The 16,642-nt window shown below is 46.1% G+C and carries 14 protein-coding genes and 1 pseudogene; 8 read left to right on the plus strand and 7 right to left on the minus strand.

Annotation, left to right across the window (positions count from 1 at the left end; all coding sequences use genetic code 11):
• Positions 1 to 266 precede the first annotated feature (266 nt).
• The 5 genes from MNV_RS06710 to MNV_RS06730 form a co-directional block, all read right to left on the minus strand.
• Positions 267 to 521 (minus strand): hypothetical protein, encoded by a 255-nt coding sequence (locus MNV_RS06710; protein WP_096204674.1) that lies wholly within the window; start codon positions 519 to 521, stop codon positions 267 to 269.
• 37 nt (positions 522 to 558) lie between these two features.
• Positions 559 to 933: a helix-turn-helix domain-containing protein gene (locus MNV_RS06715; RefSeq protein WP_143311673.1), complete on the minus strand. Its 375-nt coding sequence runs from the start codon at positions 931 to 933 to the stop codon at positions 559 to 561.
• Between the two features lie 164 nt (positions 934 to 1,097).
• Positions 1,098 to 2,354, minus strand: a complete 1,257-nt coding sequence (locus MNV_RS06720) for an ABC transporter permease (protein ID WP_096204678.1) — start codon at positions 2,352 to 2,354, stop codon at positions 1,098 to 1,100.
• The gene (locus MNV_RS06725; protein WP_096204680.1) at positions 2,351 to 3,619 is read right to left on the minus strand and encodes a COG1361 S-layer family protein; all 1,269 of its coding nucleotides are present in this window, start codon (positions 3,617 to 3,619) and stop codon (positions 2,351 to 2,353) included. Before MNV_RS06725 ends, MNV_RS06720 begins: the two co-directional genes overlap by 4 nt.
• Before the next feature lie 26 nt (positions 3,620 to 3,645).
• Positions 3,646 to 4,314, minus strand: coding sequence for an ABC transporter ATP-binding protein (locus tag MNV_RS06730; protein ID WP_256999979.1), 669 nt, complete (start codon positions 4,312 to 4,314; stop codon positions 3,646 to 3,648).
• Positions 4,315 to 4,494: 180 nt separating this feature from the next.
• Between MNV_RS06730 and MNV_RS06735 the strand changes: the two genes are divergently transcribed.
• Together MNV_RS06735 and MNV_RS06740 are read left to right on the plus strand one after the other, a co-directional pair.
• Positions 4,495 to 4,740 (plus strand): hypothetical protein, encoded by a 246-nt coding sequence (locus MNV_RS06735; protein ID WP_096204682.1) that lies wholly within the window; start codon positions 4,495 to 4,497, stop codon positions 4,738 to 4,740.
• A 134-nt stretch (positions 4,741 to 4,874) separates the two neighbouring features.
• Positions 4,875 to 5,513: a hypothetical protein gene (locus MNV_RS06740; RefSeq protein ID WP_218837930.1), complete on the plus strand. Its 639-nt coding sequence runs from the start codon at positions 4,875 to 4,877 to the stop codon at positions 5,511 to 5,513.
• A gap of 209 nt (positions 5,514 to 5,722) precedes the next feature.
• Here MNV_RS06740 and MNV_RS06745 read toward each other — a convergent pair whose 3' ends face one another.
• Positions 5,723 to 7,165, minus strand: a complete 1,443-nt coding sequence (locus MNV_RS06745; protein ID WP_096204685.1) for an RtcB family protein — start codon at positions 7,163 to 7,165, stop codon at positions 5,723 to 5,725.
• Between the two features lie 20 nt (positions 7,166 to 7,185).
• The gene (locus MNV_RS06750; RefSeq protein ID WP_096204687.1) at positions 7,186 to 7,611 is read right to left on the minus strand and encodes an archease; all 426 of its coding nucleotides are present in this window, start codon (positions 7,609 to 7,611) and stop codon (positions 7,186 to 7,188) included.
• A gap of 191 nt (positions 7,612 to 7,802) precedes the next feature.
• Here MNV_RS06750 and MNV_RS06755 point away from each other — a divergent pair, with 191 nt between their 5' ends.
• The 6 genes and pseudogenes from MNV_RS06755 (at position 7,803) to MNV_RS06775 (ending at position 16,635) form a co-directional block, all read left to right on the plus strand.
• Positions 7,803 to 8,225 (plus strand): CBS domain-containing protein, encoded by a 423-nt coding sequence (locus MNV_RS06755; protein WP_179293843.1) that lies wholly within the window; start codon positions 7,803 to 7,805, stop codon positions 8,223 to 8,225.
• 253 nt (positions 8,226 to 8,478) lie between these two features.
• Positions 8,479 to 11,679, plus strand: a complete 3,201-nt coding sequence (gene carB, locus MNV_RS06760) for a carbamoyl-phosphate synthase large subunit (protein WP_096204691.1) — start codon at positions 8,479 to 8,481, stop codon at positions 11,677 to 11,679.
• Positions 11,657 to 14,113, plus strand: coding sequence for a cation-translocating P-type ATPase (locus MNV_RS06765; protein ID WP_096204693.1), 2,457 nt, complete (start codon positions 11,657 to 11,659; stop codon positions 14,111 to 14,113). The genes carB and MNV_RS06765 overlap by 23 nt, the downstream gene beginning before the upstream one ends.
• A gap of 188 nt (positions 14,114 to 14,301) precedes the next feature.
• Positions 14,302 to 14,469: pseudogene (locus tag MNV_RS20610) on the plus strand (type I restriction-modification system subunit M N-terminal domain-containing protein); the annotation flags it as partial.
• Between the two features lie 54 nt (positions 14,470 to 14,523).
• Complete coding sequence (locus tag MNV_RS06770; protein WP_256999980.1) at positions 14,524 to 15,780, plus strand: HsdM family class I SAM-dependent methyltransferase; 1,257 nt, start codon at positions 14,524 to 14,526, stop codon at positions 15,778 to 15,780.
• Positions 15,781 to 16,164: 384 nt separating this feature from the next.
• Positions 16,165 to 16,635: a restriction endonuclease subunit S gene (locus tag MNV_RS06775; RefSeq protein WP_096204694.1), complete on the plus strand. Its 471-nt coding sequence runs from the start codon at positions 16,165 to 16,167 to the stop codon at positions 16,633 to 16,635.
• The last annotated feature ends 7 nt before the right edge of the window (positions 16,636 to 16,642 follow it).

Genomic DNA, 16,642 nt, shown 5'->3' on the forward strand with positions numbered 1-16,642 from the left:
GTAACGGGATAAGAAAATGCGTTTATAGTTTCCTATTCGTTAAAAAAGCGTCCTAAGATTGATTCAGGTCGCATTTTTCTAATAAAAGCCTCATTTGGAGTTTCTCCCCATTCAAGTTCCAACGAACCGTGTATTCTGTCATTATACCAATCCTTAAATTCATTTGCCGAATTGAATTTATGTCTATATTTTAAATACTCTTGAAACCAACGTTCAATCTTGCCGTTAGTCTGCGGATTATTCCTTCTTGATGGTATATGTTTGATTCATTTTGATTCAAGATAATCTCGAAAAACAGAATCTGCTTCCCCATTCTTGTCTTTCTTATTTGGATAGAATTGTGAACCTCTATCCGTATTGATAGCCTGGATCAATCCGTTGACCTCCATAGCTTCAAGTTCAGCAACTTTCAGGACCTCTAAAGCATTATCAGTCGTTGAATTATTGAATTCTCCTATGGAAAGGATCTTCCTGGATGCGTCATCTTCAAAGGCGATCACATGAATTCCGTTATTTTCCATAAAATCTGCATGGAGCAATGATAGACTATGCTTTCGTTCATATCGGCATCGCTTTCGTTTTTTCTGTTTCTTGGGATTCAGGTTTTGCTAAACCAATTTCCAAAAGATAGGCATGAATTTTGTTTTGAGGAATGTTTTGTTTATGTCTTTTTATTATATGATGCCTGAGCATTTTTGCTCCGAAATATGATTCGTTATAGGCTTGTTTTATGATTTCTTTCTGTTCATCTGTGAGGTGTACCTTAGGTCGTCTATTTGGATTCAAAACTGGATATTCCCCGGTTTCTTTAAAGATTTTCACTAATTGCTCTATTCGTCTTGTAGATACTTTAAAATTATTGGCTACCTCATCGACGGTTTCACCCTTCTTTAATACCCAATCTATCCCCAATCGTATCCTTCTGTTAGTCATCTTCACCATGGGATCGGATGACTTATCATTCAAAGGAAAATCCTGGCGAAATAATTTCGGGATACTACATTGAATTTAAACCGCAACCTATTTATTATGACAGGAGGTGCGGGCTACCTCCGAATCTTGAAGCACTTGTTGCCGTGTGCACAATTTTTACATTTTTACTGGTCGTATCTTAATGCATCTACAGGTCTCATTTTAGCTGCATGCCTTGCAGGGATTATTCCTGATAACACGCCAATAACAACCGAGAACCCAAGAGCAAAAAAGATAGTCTGTGCAGTAATCGTAGCTCTCAGGTCTCCTCCAAAGCCAAGCGCCTGTATCCCCAGGTAAGGTATGAGCAGTGAGATTGCCGCACCGAACCCTGCGCCTATAATCCCTCCCACCAGCCCGAATATCCCCGACTCGATAAGGAAAAGTTTCATGATCTCGCGTTCACTTCCGCCCATCGCTTTCAACAGCCCTATCTGTTTTGTACGTTCCATGACTGACATGAACATAGTATTAGCTATTCCTATTGCCCCGACCAGCAGCGACACCGCAGCTATCGCGCTCAGGAAGAGAGATAACGTCTGGGTCACGCTGCTCATCTGCTCGCGGATAAGGGCCTGTGCTATTACTGTAAAATCCTTTGTTCGTGGATTTACCTGTCTTGAACTCATGAGCTTCTGCTCAATATCAGCCCTTACGGATTCTACAAGAGATGCATCCGAGGCTTTGATTATTAAGGATGTAAACTGGTTGTTTGCCACTTTTTCTGTAATCACACCTCTTGCCATCTCAGCAGGCATGTAAATCCCTGTGTCGCTGCCGCCTCCAAATCCGCCGGATTGTTTGAGAATGCCAACCACCCTGAAATTTTTCCCTCCTATAGTGATGGGGCGGTTGAGCGTTATAGGCTGCAAAAATGTTCCACGTGCAAGACTGTACCCCACAACAACGGAATTAGAGTCCCCTACCTGAAGGTAGCGTCCTTCCTCTATTCCTGTAGTATCCATCAGCCTCCAGACAGAGGTATCCACTCCGGTAATAGATACTACTGTCTTCTCGTTATCGTATTTAAGGTCGGCTTTGCCTGAGACAATGCCGTTTACGTACAGGACCCCGGGCACCTGTTTGATCACCTTGTAGTCATTATCGGTAAGGTTAATTGAAGAACTCGTACTCACAGACCTGTCTGTATGCATCTCGCTGTGCGCACCCACTGCCCTGAAGTAGCCGGGGATGACCGTGATTATATCAGCACCAAAATTCCCAAGCCTCTGCTGCATGTTCTCCTGCATCCCCTGCCCTATGGATATGATTGCTACAACAGAGGCGACGCCAATGATTACGCCGGTGATGGTAAGCCAGCTTCTCATCCTGCTTTTCTTTACGTGAGAAAGAGACAGCAGGAGAATGTCCAGAGTTCTCATTTTTCTCTCTGCCTCTGGAATTTCAGCCTCTTATACATCTCTGTTATGCTCTTTCGCTGCCAGATGCCTATGATGCCGATTAATACAATCCCGGCATATGGAATAAGGCTGGCAGCCTGCCTGGAGATGTTCGACCCGCCGCTATGCATCGCTTCATGCTGATCCCCGGCGTTCCCGGATGCTGTACCTGTTGTACCGCTCATCGTACCTGAAAGTTTCACAGGCAGCTTCTTTTCTAAAGATCTACGTACGCCTGAGGCGTCAGTATATTGTATCATGACTCTGAGATCTGATCTGCCCGTCTGAGCCATCTGGAAGGTTGCCGAGGTGTAATCCCCTGCGTTCAGGTTACCTATGACCTGGGAGCTGCTCCCGATAACGTTGAAATTATTCTGGGTAGGTATTGTTACGCTCACAGCGCTCGCGGGATTTACCCCGATATTTGCTACGCTGAGCAGAAAGCTGCCTCCTGAGTCCAGATAGCTTAACTCAAAATCCGTGATCCCGGCTATGCCAACGCCAATATAATCGTTTGTTGTATAATTCATCCCTGATATTTTTAAAGGGATGTTATAAACGCCTGTCTGAGCCAGCGCATCGACCATAAGGGTAAATCTTACTTCAGCTTCATCCTGCGGGCTTAAGCTTCCAAGAGGGAACCTCGTACCCGAGCCAACTATTGAAAATGCTTTTGATAAGTGTTCCATTGTCGTGTCGAAATCCACGTACAGGTTCCGTGCAGTACCCGTGCCCACGTTCTTAAATTTCAATACGACCTCACTTATCGAACCGGGTGCAACGGTCTCAACGGAAGAGTTTGAAAGTATTACTACGGGGGTGCCTGAAACAACAAGGACCCTGTCTTCCTGCATCGTTGTTGTAGGTGAGCTGCCGCTTGAATCTCCGTTGCCTTTAGATGTTATATGGACGTGGAAATCATATTCTCCTTCTACCGCGCTTTTATCTACGTGGATTTTGAACTTTGCAGTCCTCATTTCGTTCCAGTCCTGAATGCTGCCGATTGCCACCGCATCATCGAGAACATGCACCGCCTTTTCCGTGGCGTTATTTGCAGGTACGAGTTTTACGACCGTATCGCTCAGCCAGGTACCGTAACCGGTATTTTTAATCGGCACCCATACAAAGACCGTATCGCCAGGATATACAGGCTCATGCTCGGTCACAAGGTAAGTTTTTGCCGCTGATGCACTCTGCAAAAATATCAACGAAATCATCAAAAACAGGATATATTTTCTTAAGTTCATGTATTCACCTTATGTATTCACCTTACTTATGCCGCAAGTCTTCCATCAACCATTCTCACATTCTCACTCGCCCTTGCGGCGATTTTTTCATCATGCGTGATCATAACAACTGTAACGCCCCGGGCGTTCAGCGTTGAAAAGATATCAAGTATCTCTTTTCCCGCCTCTGTATCCAGATTGCCTGTCGGTTCATCTGCTAAAATCAATGCAGGGTCCGTGGATAGGGCTCTTGCTATAGCGACCCTCTGGCTCTGACCGCCTGAGAGCTGCGAAGGGTAATGGTGTGCGCGGTCTGAAAGACCCACGAGTTCCAGAAGTTCCTCTGATCTGTCCCATATCTCTTCTTCGCCGAACTCATGTATCCTCATGGGAAGCTGAACGTTCTCAAGGGCGGTCAGCGTTGGGTAGAGGTTATGCGACTGGAAGACGAAGCCTATTTTCCTGCCCCTGATCCTGGAGAGTTCTCTCTCGCTAAGAGACGCTATATTCTGTCCCTCAAGGAGCACTTTGCCCTTGGTGGGGATATCAAGGCATCCTATCATGTTCATTGCAGTCGATTTACCGCTCCCGCTCGGTCCCATGACAGCCAGGAATTCACCTGGCTCTACTTTCAAGCTTAAGCCGCGCAGGGCAGGGACCTCGACCTCACCCATCCTGTATATTTTCCAGACATCCTCAAGTTCAATAATGTTCAAGGTACCTCCTTTTCGCAGTATTAAACAACTTTACAACCAGTGTAAATCTTTACAGACGATGTAAACCAAATAGTTTATGCTTTTAAAATTTAAAGTTTGAAGCGATTTATTAATTTCTTTTTAAAGCGCAAATGAGATGAATACTGGAAGTAAAAGATTTAGCATCAATGAGAGGACTTGATGTCTATAATCGGACTGATGCTTGCTGTCTTTTTGATTAACCTGCCTTTCGGCTACTGGAGACACAGGGCTATCAGGTTCTCCAGGCAGTGGATGATGGCTGTACATATCCCTGTACCGTTCGTGTTTTTATTGAGGATACTCTCAGGTTTCGGCTGGAAGGTTGTGCCGTTGCTTATGTTTTCCTTTGCCGCAGGGCAGTTTGCAGGCGGAAAGCTTGGGGAGCAAATGCTTGGCAAGGTTTGAGAAGGGATTATATCTCAGAAAAAACACAACCCGATAAGAGTTAAATACTCACACTCCTAATTTAAAGGCGGGTTCAATAACCTGTACAAGGATGCAGACCCGCATCATTAGTAAGGTTAAAAAAATTAAAAATTATGACCATGACACCCCGTTTCCATAGGTTCGTGCTCACCGCGCATATCACTTTTTCGGTTGGCTGGCTCGGTGCGGTCGCTGGATTCTTAGCTCTCGCCATAGCCGGTCTGACCAGTCAGGACGCTCAGATGGTTCGTGCCGCCTATCTCGCGATGGAGTTGAGTGGCTGGTTCGTAATCGTTCCATTCAGCATTGGTGCTCTGCTAACTGGTCTTGTCCAGTCACTTGGCACCCAGTGGGGCTTGTTCAAGCACCATTGGATCCTTGTGAAACTCCTTCTGACTATTGCTGCCACCATCATCTTGCTGCTACATATGCAGCCAATTAGCTACATAGCAGGGGTAGTGTCAGAGGCACCACTCTCAAATACCGAACTTCGCGGGTTGCGGATCCAACTCATGGCAGATGCTGCTGCTGCCTTGCTGGTCTTGTTCGCGACCACAACGATATCGGTGTATAAGCCGTGGGGCATGACACCGTACGGGCTGCGTAAGCAGCACGAACAGCATAAGGTGGTGCCAGATCGCGGATTGACCACCAGGAAATCCTGGGGACTGTACATGCTGCTTGGGCTCATCTTCCTGGTCTTGCTGTTTGTCGTCCTGCATCTCATTGGCGGTGGTCTAGGTATCCATTGAGCATAGTAGCCACAGAACCCACCTTGACGCTACAAATTACCGCCACAAGAAGGCTGATAACTTACCCTGCACTACTCACAGGCCAAGCCGTTGAGTGCATTTAAAAGATAAATAAGTATTTACTGTGATAATATAATTTTTATTCTAACTGGATTATGAGACTGTGCCGAGATATGAAAATGATCTATACTTTCCTATACGTTAAAAATTCACCCCTTTATATTCCCGATCGGCTTCAGCTCGACCACCTTCCTTGAAATCCCTGCCAGTTCCATAGTCTCAACAACCTCGGAAATGTCCTTGTACGCGAACCCCGCCTCCTCAGCCAGACCCGAATTGGAGACAGCCTTGACTATTATCCCCGCCTCCTCCATCTTCTTTTTTAGCTCGGAGCCCTTAACTTCATGTTTCGCTTTTGTCCTTGACATAGTTCTCCCCGATCCGTGCATCGTAGAACCGAAGGTCTCTTTCATGGCTTTCTCCGTACCGACAAGCAGATATGAGCCGGTCTCCATTGAGCCTCCCACTATTACGGGCTGACCTATGTTCCTGTAGATTTCAGGCACCTCCCTCCTTCCCGGACCGAAGCAGCGCGTAGACCCTTTCCTGTGCACTACAAGTTCTTTCTCCACCCCATCGACCTCGTGCATCTCTAATTTTGCGACATTGTGCGCCACATCGTATATTATGTGCATTCCCATATCCTCCGGCTTTCTCCCGAATATCCTGCTGAACCCCTGCCGTAATCTGTGGACTATCACCTGACGGTTTGCAAATGCAGCATTCGCAGCGCATTTCATGGCTTTGAAGTAATCCTGCCCTTCAGGCGAGTTAAAGGGGGCGCACACCAGTTCCCTGTCCCTGACCGTGATCCCGTACTTTCTCATGGCAGCATCGAAAACTCTCAGGTAATCCGTTGCTACCTGGTGCCCGAAACCCCTTGAGCCGCAGTGCACCATCACAAGCGCCTGGTTCTCGAATATCCCGAGCGCTTTTGCGGCGGCTCTATCGAAAATCTTATCCGGCGTGGCTATCTGTATCTCAAGATAGTGGTTCCCCGAGCCCAGGGTTCCAAGCTGGGCTATTCCCCTGCTTATGGCTTTCTCGCTTATCTTCGAAGGGTCGGCTCCCTCTATGCAGCCGTTCTCCTCGATCCTCTCCCGGTCTTCTTCCCATCCGTAGCCTTTTTCGATGCACCAGTCAACGCCGCGGACCATTACCTGCTTGAATTCTTCCACAGAGAGCTTCACAAATCCCTTGCTTCCCACGCCTGCCGGCACGATCTCGAACAGCAAATTCACAAGCTCCCTTATCCTGGGTCTGACTTCGCCCACCGTCAGATCCGTCCTGATAAGCCTCATCCCGCAGTTTATATCAAAGCCTATCCCGCCCGGAGATATCACCCCGTCCTCCTTTGAGAAAGCCGCCACCCCGCCTATCGGGAAGCCGTATCCCCAGTGACCGTCAGGCATGCAGTACGCGTATTTCTGTATCCCGGGAAGACACGCCACATTCGTGACCTGCTCGAACACCCCGGCGTCCATCTCGCGCAGGAGCTTCTCAGTCGCGTATATCCTTGCAGGTACAAGCATCCCTTCTTTCTCTGTGGTCGGGATTTCCCAGATGTAATCGGATATCTTTTTTACTTCCATGCTAACCCCCTGTATGTGTATTATATATCCAGGACGACCCTGGCAGTCCAGTTCCCACCAGTTTTTTTGACCTCGAACATATGATATGTAACAGCCTTCACATCAGATCTCAGGCTGTGTTTTCTCTGGTTGATGGGCTCACCTGATATTGTTGCCTTTAATTCACAGGATTCATTTTTTCTGATATTCACATCAAATCCGCAAAAGATGAGGCTTTCAGCGTCCTTCAGGTAAACAAGCTCCGAGAGCCAGTCAAAGAGCAAATCGCCCACATTCTCGTTTTTTAATTCTATTTCCCTTGTTATCTCAGGCTTAACAGTCCCGGTATCGACCATTACTTCAAAAGTAGCGACCGCGGCATCCCTGAATAATTCTTCCAGTGTCTTCCCCTCAACTTCAAATGCTGCATCTGCTGTTGCAACGTCCTCAAGATATCTATATGGCATATATTCTCCGCTCTGATTCCTGCCTCTGGTTTATATGGTTGGAATCTTTTTAATGATATCTACTCCTCACTCCGTATTAATATCAGTCTACACTACTATAAATATTGATGTACGCCCCATTATCCTGTTACTCTCTGCCCGAAATCTATATACCTCAATCAATCCATTTTTTGTATAAAGGGAGTGATTGTATGAAAGTTAGTGAGAGAATGACTAAAGAGCCGGTCACGGTTGAGGCTTCTGCGACGGTAAAAGAAGTTGCTGAAAAGATGAGAAAGGAGAATATAGGGACTGTACTTGTCGAGGAGAACGGACGCCTGAAAGGCATAGTGACAGACAGGCAAATAGCTACAAAGGTAGTAGCGGCAGGGAAGGACCCCGCTAAAGCCCGGGTGAGCGAAATCATGACAGAGAATCCTGTTACAGGCAGTCCTGATATGGAAATGGAGGATGTTACAAAGATCATGGGCGAGATGGGATATAGAAGAATCCCTATAGTAGAGGGTGAAAGACTGGTGGGGATAATATCCACAGCCGATATCGTGGAACATGCAAGGACCTGCAATACGTGTATGGGAAATATCTTCAACGAGGTTGCAAAAGCGCAAAGATAAGTTCGTAGCCCAACATCGAACCGTTCCTGGCAATTGAAACTTTGAGCGCAGCGCCGGATGCCTGCGTTTTATACTATTTAATCCGGGATATTCCCGGATTTCCTGATTTTTACAGCCCTTTGGACAACTGTAGACCTGACAGGATTATGAAGAATAGTTGTGACAATTCTTCCCCAGGCTCTTTTTAAATAATGGATAGAATTAATAACCTGTCATGACATTTAGGGCTAAAAAATCAGAGACTTGAGGTAAGATGCCAAAAAGACCCGATATCAAGAAAGTCCTCCTAATAGGCTCAGGCCCGATCATGATAGGTCAGGCGGCAGAGTTTGATTTTTCAGGCAGCCAGGCATGCCGCTCCCTCCGCGAGGAGGGCATAAAGGTCGTTCTTGTCAACAGCAACCCTGCAACCATAATGACCGATACCGATATGGCTGATTCCATCTATATCGAGCCCCTTGAGCCTGAGATCGTTGCCAGGATTATCGAACAGGAAAGACCCGACGGCATTATAGCTGGTCTTGGCGGACAGACCGGGCTTAATATCACGACAGAGCTTGCAGAGATGGGCGTACTGGATAAATTCGGGGTAAAGCTTCTTGGCACTTCCTTGCAGGCCATCAAAGACTCCGAAGACCGCGACCTGTTCAAGAAAAAAATGTTGAGCATAAATGAGAAAGTCCCGCGCTCAAAAGCAGTGAACTCACTTGGCGAAGCGCAAGCCCTGATCGAGGAACTTGGCCTCCCGCTCATTATCCGCCCCGCATATACACTCGGCGGCGCAGGCGGCGGTATTGCCTATACACGGGAACAGCTCCTTGAGATTACAGAGCGCGGGCTTGAGCGCTCTCGCATCCACCAGGTGCTTATAGAAGAGAGCATCATCGGCTGGAAAGAATTCGAGTACGAGGTCATGCGAGATAGGAACGATACCTGCATCGTCATATGCAACATGGAGAATATCGATCCGATGGGCATACACACAGGTGAGTCCATTGTAGTAACGCCTTCGCAGACGCTATCTGACGCAGATCATCAGAGGCTGCGCAGCTCTTCAATAAAAATAATAAGGGCGCTGGGCATTGAGGGAGGATGCAATATCCAGTTCGCAGTGCGGGACGATGAAGTAAGGATAGTCGAGGTGAATCCCAGGGTATCGCGCTCATCTGCCCTTGCATCAAAAGCCACAGGTTATCCTATAGCGCGCGTAACTGCAAAAATCGCCATCGGCATGACGCTTGATGAGATAACGAACGACATAACTAAAAAGACGCCTGCCTCTTTTGAACCCACAATCGATTACACTGTGGTCAAAATCCCGCGCTGGCCTTTTGATAAATTCGTGACAGCAGATAAGCATCTTACGACCGCGATGAAGAGCACGGGCGAAGTGATGGCTATCGGACGCACGATTGAAGAGGCGCTCCAGAAAGCAGTCCGCTCCCTTGAAGTGGATATGTACTTCGGGTTCAGGGAATGGAGCAATGAGGAAATAGAGAACATACTGCGCCATCCCACACACGAGCGGTTGTTCGTCATATACCAGGCGTTGCGTAACGGTATGGCAATCGATGAAATTAAAAGGCTTACGGATATCGATCCTTTCTTCATCCGGAAGATACAGAATATCATAGAAATCGAGGATACGATAAAGAATGACCTGTCTCCTGATAATCTCCGGAAAGCAAAACGCATGGGATTAAGCGATGAAAGGATTGCGTTTTTATGCGGAAAAACCCGTGAAGATATAAACGACATGAGGCGAAAGCACGGGATCATCCCTACTTACAAGATGGTAGATACCTGCGCCGCCGAATTCGCTGCTGCCACCCCTTATTATTATTCCACATACGAAGACCACTGCGAAGCCGCTCCCAGCAAAAAGAAAAAAGTGTTGATTATCGGTTCAGGACCCATCCGTATCGGGCAGGGCATCGAGTTTGATTACTGCACGGTTCATGCTGTTACGGCGCTGCGTGATGAAGGCATAGAGACGCATATAATCAACAACAACCCTGAGACTGTTTCTACCGACTATGATACCTCGGACAAGCTGTTCTTTGAGCCTCTTACACTTGAAGATGTCATGAACGTGATAGACAGGGAACGCCCGTACGGCGTGATGGTTCAGTTCGGCGGGCAGACGTCGGTGAACATGGCTATTCCGCTTAAAAAAGAACTCGACAGACGGACAGATCTGAATACCGTTATCCTGGGAACTACGCCTGATGATATGGACATTGCCGAGGATAGGGGTCGGTTCAATGCCATGATGAAAAAAATGGGAATCCTCCAGCCTGAGGCAGGATGCGCCACCAATTATAACGAAGCGTTCAACGAGGCAAAAAGGATAGGATACCCGGTACTTGTCCGCCCTTCCTACGTGCTCGGCGGGCGCGCAATGGAGATAGTGTATGATGAACGGGACCTTGAGCGTTACCTGAAAGAGGCTGTCAAGGTATCGAATGAGCATCCTGTACTTATCGATGACTTCCTGGATAATGCTACCGAAATAGATGTCGATGCTATATGCGATGGCAGGGAAGTGCTTATCGGTGCGATAATGGAGCATATCGAGGAGGCGGGGATACATTCAGGCGATTCAGCCTGCGTTATCCCTCCGCAGTCGCTGAAGCCTGAGATACTTGCTATTGTTCGTGATTATGTGAAAAAGATTGCACTTGCGCTTCGCGTAGTCGGCGTGATCAATATCCAGATGGCGACAAAGAACGGCGTGGTTTATGTACTTGAAGCGAATCCCAGGTCAAGCCGCACTATCCCCTTCGTGAGCAAGGCAGTAGGGCTTCCGCTGGCTAAGATCGCAGCCAGGGTCATGGTTGGGCATACGCTGAAAGAGCTTGGCTATACGGGCGATCCTGTTACCAAGCATGTCTCTGTTAAGGAGGTGTTGCTGCCGTTCGATAAACTTCCGGGAGCTGACCCGGTACTTGGACCTGAGATGAAAAGCACAGGCGAGGTCATGGGAATAGATTACGACTTCGGGAGGGCGTTCTTCAAGGCCGAATGGGGCGCTGACAATACCCTTCCGCTCTCAGGGACGGTATTCATGTCCATACGCGATGATGATAAACCCCTTATTGTCAGCGTGGCGAAAAAGATGCAGGCTGCAGGGTTGCATCTTATAGGTACGAACGGCACTGCCACGTATCTTTCAAAGAACGGGGTGAAGATGGGTATCATAAAAAAGGTAAGCGAAGGTGCACCCAACATCGTTGACCTCATCCACCAGAAAAAAGTCAATCTTATCATAAATACCCCCAGAAGCAAACAAACAGTAAAAGACGGGTTCCAGATACGGCGCGCAGCAGTGGACTTCTGCATCCCTTATATTACAACGATACAGGCTGCGCTTGCTGCTGCCGATGCGATCGAGGCAATGAAAAAAGGTAAAATCACCATCAAATCCATGAATGAATACCACGCAGACCGCTAACGCCGAGCTGGAAAATATCAGCGGCATGAGTTCAGGCGAAGCCGGGGAGAGACTTTCAAAATTCGGGCCGAACCAGATTTTTAAACCGACAAGGATCAGTTTCTTTGGCATTGCAAAGCACGAAGTTACAGAGCCAATGATTCTTCTTTTACTGGTCGTCGGCTTTTTCTACAGCATCTGGGGGAAACTTGAGGATGCCATTACCATCTTTATAGTAATCGTATTATTGGTTTTAGCTGAAGTTTACAATGAATTCCGGGCAAAAAAAGCAATTGCTTCTTTAGGAAAAATAGCCGCGCCAAGAACAAAAGTGCTAAGGGATGGAATGGTCACCGAAATCGACTCGGAGAACGTCGTGCCCGGGGATACTTTGATCCTGACCACCGGGACCAGGGTTGCTGCGGATGCAAAAATAGAACGCTCTGCAGGCATGCAACTGGACGAATCTGCCCTGACCGGAGAGTCTTTCCCTCAGGACAAAAATACCGGCGATGAAATTTATGCGGGCACAATAGTCCTCTCAGGCGAGGGGCTGGCACAGGTTTTTGCCACAGGTAAGAATACCGGGCTTGGTAAAATTGCCGCTGCTTCCAGGGACATCAAACCGCCCAAGACATCACTGCAACTGGCGATGAAATCCCTGGCTGGTAAACTGGTTTTTGTAGCCCTGTTTTTTTCTATCATTATTCCGGTTATAGGGATTTTAAAAGGGCAGGATATAAAGACGATGATCTTAACAGGCCTGTCTCTTTCTTTTGCTACCATTCCCGAAGAACTCCCGATCATAATTACGATGGTACTGGGGCTGGGTGCATATACTCTTTCAAAAAACAATTTTTTAGTCAAAAGAATAAAAGCTGCCGAAACCTTGGGCAATGCCACGGTCATTGTTACCGACAAAACCGGGACAATCACTGAAAACCGGATGAAAATTATTTCATTTTATCCTGAGAATAAAGAGAAAGGAATTCTTGAAAAATCCCTTGGCTCACTGACAGAATTCTCTATATCCCCCCTGGAGCGGGCGATCAAAAATAAAACCGGTGAGTTGAAAATAGGTAAGGTGCTGCCCCGGTTGATCCGCATAAGGGATTTTGGGAACGGCAGGAAAACAAAAGCGGTTATAAGGAAAAATGATCTGGATTATGAGTTGTTTTTAAGCGGCGCGCCTGAGGAGATCTTTATAAGTTGCTCTTATATCAGCGAAGATATAAAAGCTGCACTGGCAGGACAAACTGAAAAAGGCAGACGGGTAATCGCCATCGCTTATAAAAAATTAAATTTTGAGGAGAAGGATATTGATTTTGACAGGCTTGAGCGGGGAATGGAGTTCGCAGGTCTTATAAGCTTTGAAGACCCGCCGAGAAGAGGAGTTAAGGAAACTATTGCTGCTGCAATGAGGGCTGGCATCAGAACAATCATGGTTACCGGGGACCACCCTTTGACAGCTCGTTTCATCGCGAGGGAGGTCGGTATTTCAACGCCTGATAAAGTGCTAACAGGCGAAGAACTGGATAACTTAACCGATGAAGAATTGCAGAAAACCGTGAAAGAGTCCTCAGTTTTTGCCAGGGCTACCCCGGAGCATAAATACCGGATTGTCAAAGCATTGCAGAAGAACGGAGAAGTAGTGGCTGTGACCGGCGACGGAATCAACGATGCGCTGGCGCTGAAAGGTGCTGATATCGGCATAGCGATGGGAATCAGGGGAACAGATGTGGCTAAGGAAGCGGCAGAAGTTGTCGTGACGGATGATAACTATGTAACCATTGCCCGGGGTATTTTCGAAGGCAGGAAGTTTTTTGATAACCTGCAAAAAGGAATTAAATACTACCTCTCAGTGAAGACCGCTTTAATATTGATCTTCCTCCTGCCTGTTCTTTTAGATATGCCCATGCCTTTTGCACCAATCCAGATAATCCTTCTGGAATTATTTATGGATCTAGCCGCATCTGTCGGTTTCGTCGCCGAGGCAAAGGAGAAAAATATTTATTCCAGGCCGCCCCGCAATCCGAAAGAGAACATAATCAACAATCGGGTAATTAAAGATCTTTTAACCAGGGGAGCATTCCTGTTCGCCGGAGTTATTTTAGTGTACTTCTATGCGGACAGTCAGGGTTTAAGTGTCAGGGAGACACAAACCTACGCTTTTTCAGCCTGGATCTTCGGTCATATCACTCTTGCTTATATTTCCCGTTCCGATAATGAATCCATTTTCTCTCTGGGAATATTTGCTAACAGGGTCATTAACCTCTGGGCAGTGGCTGCGATCACCTTTCTTATTCTGGGGATTTATGTCCCGTTTTTGAATGAAAGGTTTAATCTTGCTCCGGTCGGCTTAATGCAATTAATATTTGTTGCACTTGTGATGGTATTTATTATCGGCTTACTGGAGATTAAAAAAGTATTCGGTTCGGGTGTGCTGCATAAATGACTGATAAAAGAGGTGCTTATGCTTGTTCCACAGCGAGTCTTTTCTCAATGCCTGCAATCTTAAGCTTGAGCGCTGTGATCTCCCCGATAACAGGGATGCGCTTTTCAAGTGAATCAATTTTGTGAAAAAGATTTTAAAAATAGATATATATAGTATAAAATGTTGTTGCATGTTTTAACTTTCACAATAAAAGCAAATTTGATTTTGAGAAATTAAAAGCAGATCCAAATAATGTTGCTGCTAATCTGAATAATTACATTAACGGTTTTTCTGCAAGTGCAAGAGAGATCATTGATTATTTTAGCTTCACTGAGCAGATTGCGAAGTTGGATGAAGCGGATTTGCTTTATATGATTGTTAAGCGATTTGGTGAAGTTGACCTGCACCCTGATAAAGTAAGCAATCTGGAGATGGGATACATCTTTGAAGAACTTATAAGGAGATTTTCTGAGTTATCCAATGAAACGGCAGGAGAGCATTTTACACCAAGAGAAGTGATCCGATTGATGGTCAATCTGCTTTTTGTGAATGACAGGGAAATCTTAACTAAACAGGGTATTGTCAGGACGCTGTATGACCCTGCAAGCGGAACGGGCGGTATGCTATCAATCGCAGAAGAATATCTGCGCGAGTTTAATCCTGATGCGAGACTGGAAGTATTCGGGCAGGAAGTTAATCCCGAATCGTATGCGATCTGTAAATCTGATATGCTCATCAAAGGACAAAATGCTTCTAACATTAAATTCGGGAACTCGTTTACTAATGATGGTCTGGAGAACGAAAAATTTGATTATATGCTCTCTAACCCGCCGTTTGGCGTTGAGTGGAAGAAAGTTGAAAAGCAGGTCAAAGACGAACATGAGAAAAGAGGCTTTGCAGGGCGTTTCGGCGCCGGACTGCCGAGGATAAGTGACGGCTCATTTTTGTTTTTGCAGCATATGATCTCCAAAATGAAACCTGCAAATGGCGGCTCGCGTATCGGGATTGTTTTTAACGGGTCGCCTCTGTTTACAGGCGGTGCAGGGAGCGGGGAAAGCGAAATCAGAAAATGGATTGTTGAAAATGATATGCTGGAAGCCATTATTGCGATGCCTGAGCAGTTATTCTATAATACAGGTATTTTCACCTATATCTGGATAGTAACTAACCGAAAAGCCAGAGCTAGAAAAGGAAAAATCCAGTTGATAAATGCTATCGGCTTTTACAATAAAATGTCAAGAAGCCTGGGTAATAAGCGCAACGAAATTGGCGAAGGTCATATTGAAACAATTACTAAGACATATGGCGATTTTAAGGAGAATGAGTTTTCAAAGATTTTTGATAATGAGGATTTTGGCTACTGGCAAATTACGGTTGAGCGACCTTTGAAAGACGAGAGCGGTAGTATTATGAAAGATAGCAAGGGTAAGCTCAAACCGGACGCCGATTTAAGAGATAGCGAGAGAGTACCGCTTAAAGAGGATATCAAGACATATTTTAAACGAGAAGTATTGCCGCATGTGCCTGATGCCTGGATAGATGAGAGTAAAACAAAAAAGGGTTATGAGATTAACTTTACGAAGTATTTCTATAAATATAAGCCATTGCGAAGTCTTGCGGAAATAAGGGCGGATATCCTGGCATTAGAAAAAGAGACTGACGGATTATTGAGAAAGGCGATAGAGTGATGATGCAATTTTATCCAAACCATCAGAATCGGAACTCACTGCGTTCCAAATTGTCATTGAATTTCATGCTTTTCAAAAAATATAAATCGCAGATGAACGCAGATGAACGCAATTTGTCGCAATAATTCACCGCAAAGGACGCGAAGAACGCAAAGCGCAGCAGCAAAAGCCTTTGCGCCCTGGTGTGGAAAAAACCAGACATTATATAAACAGCGAACTCGTACGAACTGATACGAACTCAAGTTATTCGGAGTTCGTATCAGTTCGTATTAGTTCGTTGTTAATCTATTTGTTGTTCATTTTTACCGTCATCTATGAACGAAATTCATGGCTGGCTTTGCAGTTGATGTGTATTAACGGAATCGCAGCGCAGGAGGCTGCATAATGAGCGCAGAACTCAGCCAGGTCGCAGCCCCCGGCGCGCCCGCACGCAGTTGGAAGCCCTACCCTGCGTATACGGATTCGGGGGTGGAGTGGCTGGGGAAGGTGCCGGAGCATTGGGACGTAATAAAGTTAAAATTTGTTGATGAAGTGATTATGGGGCAATCACCAAATTCAGAAGATTATAATAAGAATGGACATGGATTGCCATTTTTACAGGGAAATGCAGAATTCGGCAATTTAAATCCAATCCCTATTAATTGGTGTAGAACAGCTAATAAATCAGCGATGAATGGGGATGTCTTATTATCAGTTAGGGCCCCTATCGGAGCAGTCAATTTAGCTGACCAAAAATATGGTATAGGACGAGGTTTGTGTGCAATAAGAGCTATAAAATCCAATAACAAATATCTTTTTTATGTTTGCATTTGCTTAAATGATGAGTTGAATAGCATTGGAGTTGTACCGTCATAAGTCTCAT

This window comes from Candidatus Methanoperedens nitratireducens (genome assembly GCF_900196725.1).
Lineage (GTDB): Archaea > Halobacteriota > Methanosarcinia > Methanosarcinales > Methanoperedenaceae > Methanoperedens > Methanoperedens nitroreducens_A.

Excerpts from the sequence above, each read along its gene's own strand:
- MNV_RS06710 (WP_096204674.1), bottom strand. The coding sequence starts at position 521 with ATGGAAAATAACGGAATTCATGTGATCGCCTTTGAAGATGACGCATCC.
- MNV_RS06715 (WP_143311673.1), bottom strand. The coding sequence starts at position 933 with ATGACTAACAGAAGGATACGATTGGGGATAGATTGGGTATTAAAGAAG.
- MNV_RS06720 (WP_096204678.1), bottom strand. The coding sequence starts at position 2,354 with ATGAGAACTCTGGACATTCTCCTGCTGTCTCTTTCTCACGTAAAGAAA.
- MNV_RS06725 (WP_096204680.1), bottom strand. The coding sequence starts at position 3,619 with ATGAACTTAAGAAAATATATCCTGTTTTTGATGATTTCGTTGATATTT.
- MNV_RS06735 (WP_096204682.1), top strand. The coding sequence starts at position 4,495 with ATGTCTATAATCGGACTGATGCTTGCTGTCTTTTTGATTAACCTGCCT.
- MNV_RS06740 (WP_218837930.1), top strand. The coding sequence starts at position 4,875 with ATGACCATGACACCCCGTTTCCATAGGTTCGTGCTCACCGCGCATATC.
- MNV_RS06745 (WP_096204685.1), bottom strand. The coding sequence starts at position 7,165 with ATGGAAGTAAAAAAGATATCCGATTACATCTGGGAAATCCCGACCACA.
- MNV_RS06750 (WP_096204687.1), bottom strand. The coding sequence starts at position 7,611 with ATGCCATATAGATATCTTGAGGACGTTGCAACAGCAGATGCAGCATTT.
- MNV_RS06755 (WP_179293843.1), top strand. The coding sequence starts at position 7,803 with ATGAAAGTTAGTGAGAGAATGACTAAAGAGCCGGTCACGGTTGAGGCT.
- carB (WP_096204691.1), top strand. The coding sequence starts at position 8,479 with ATGCCAAAAAGACCCGATATCAAGAAAGTCCTCCTAATAGGCTCAGGC.
- MNV_RS06765 (WP_096204693.1), top strand. The coding sequence starts at position 11,657 with ATGAATACCACGCAGACCGCTAACGCCGAGCTGGAAAATATCAGCGGC.
- MNV_RS06770 (WP_256999980.1), top strand. The coding sequence starts at position 14,524 with ATGGGATACATCTTTGAAGAACTTATAAGGAGATTTTCTGAGTTATCC.
- MNV_RS06775 (WP_096204694.1), top strand. The coding sequence starts at position 16,165 with ATGAGCGCAGAACTCAGCCAGGTCGCAGCCCCCGGCGCGCCCGCACGC.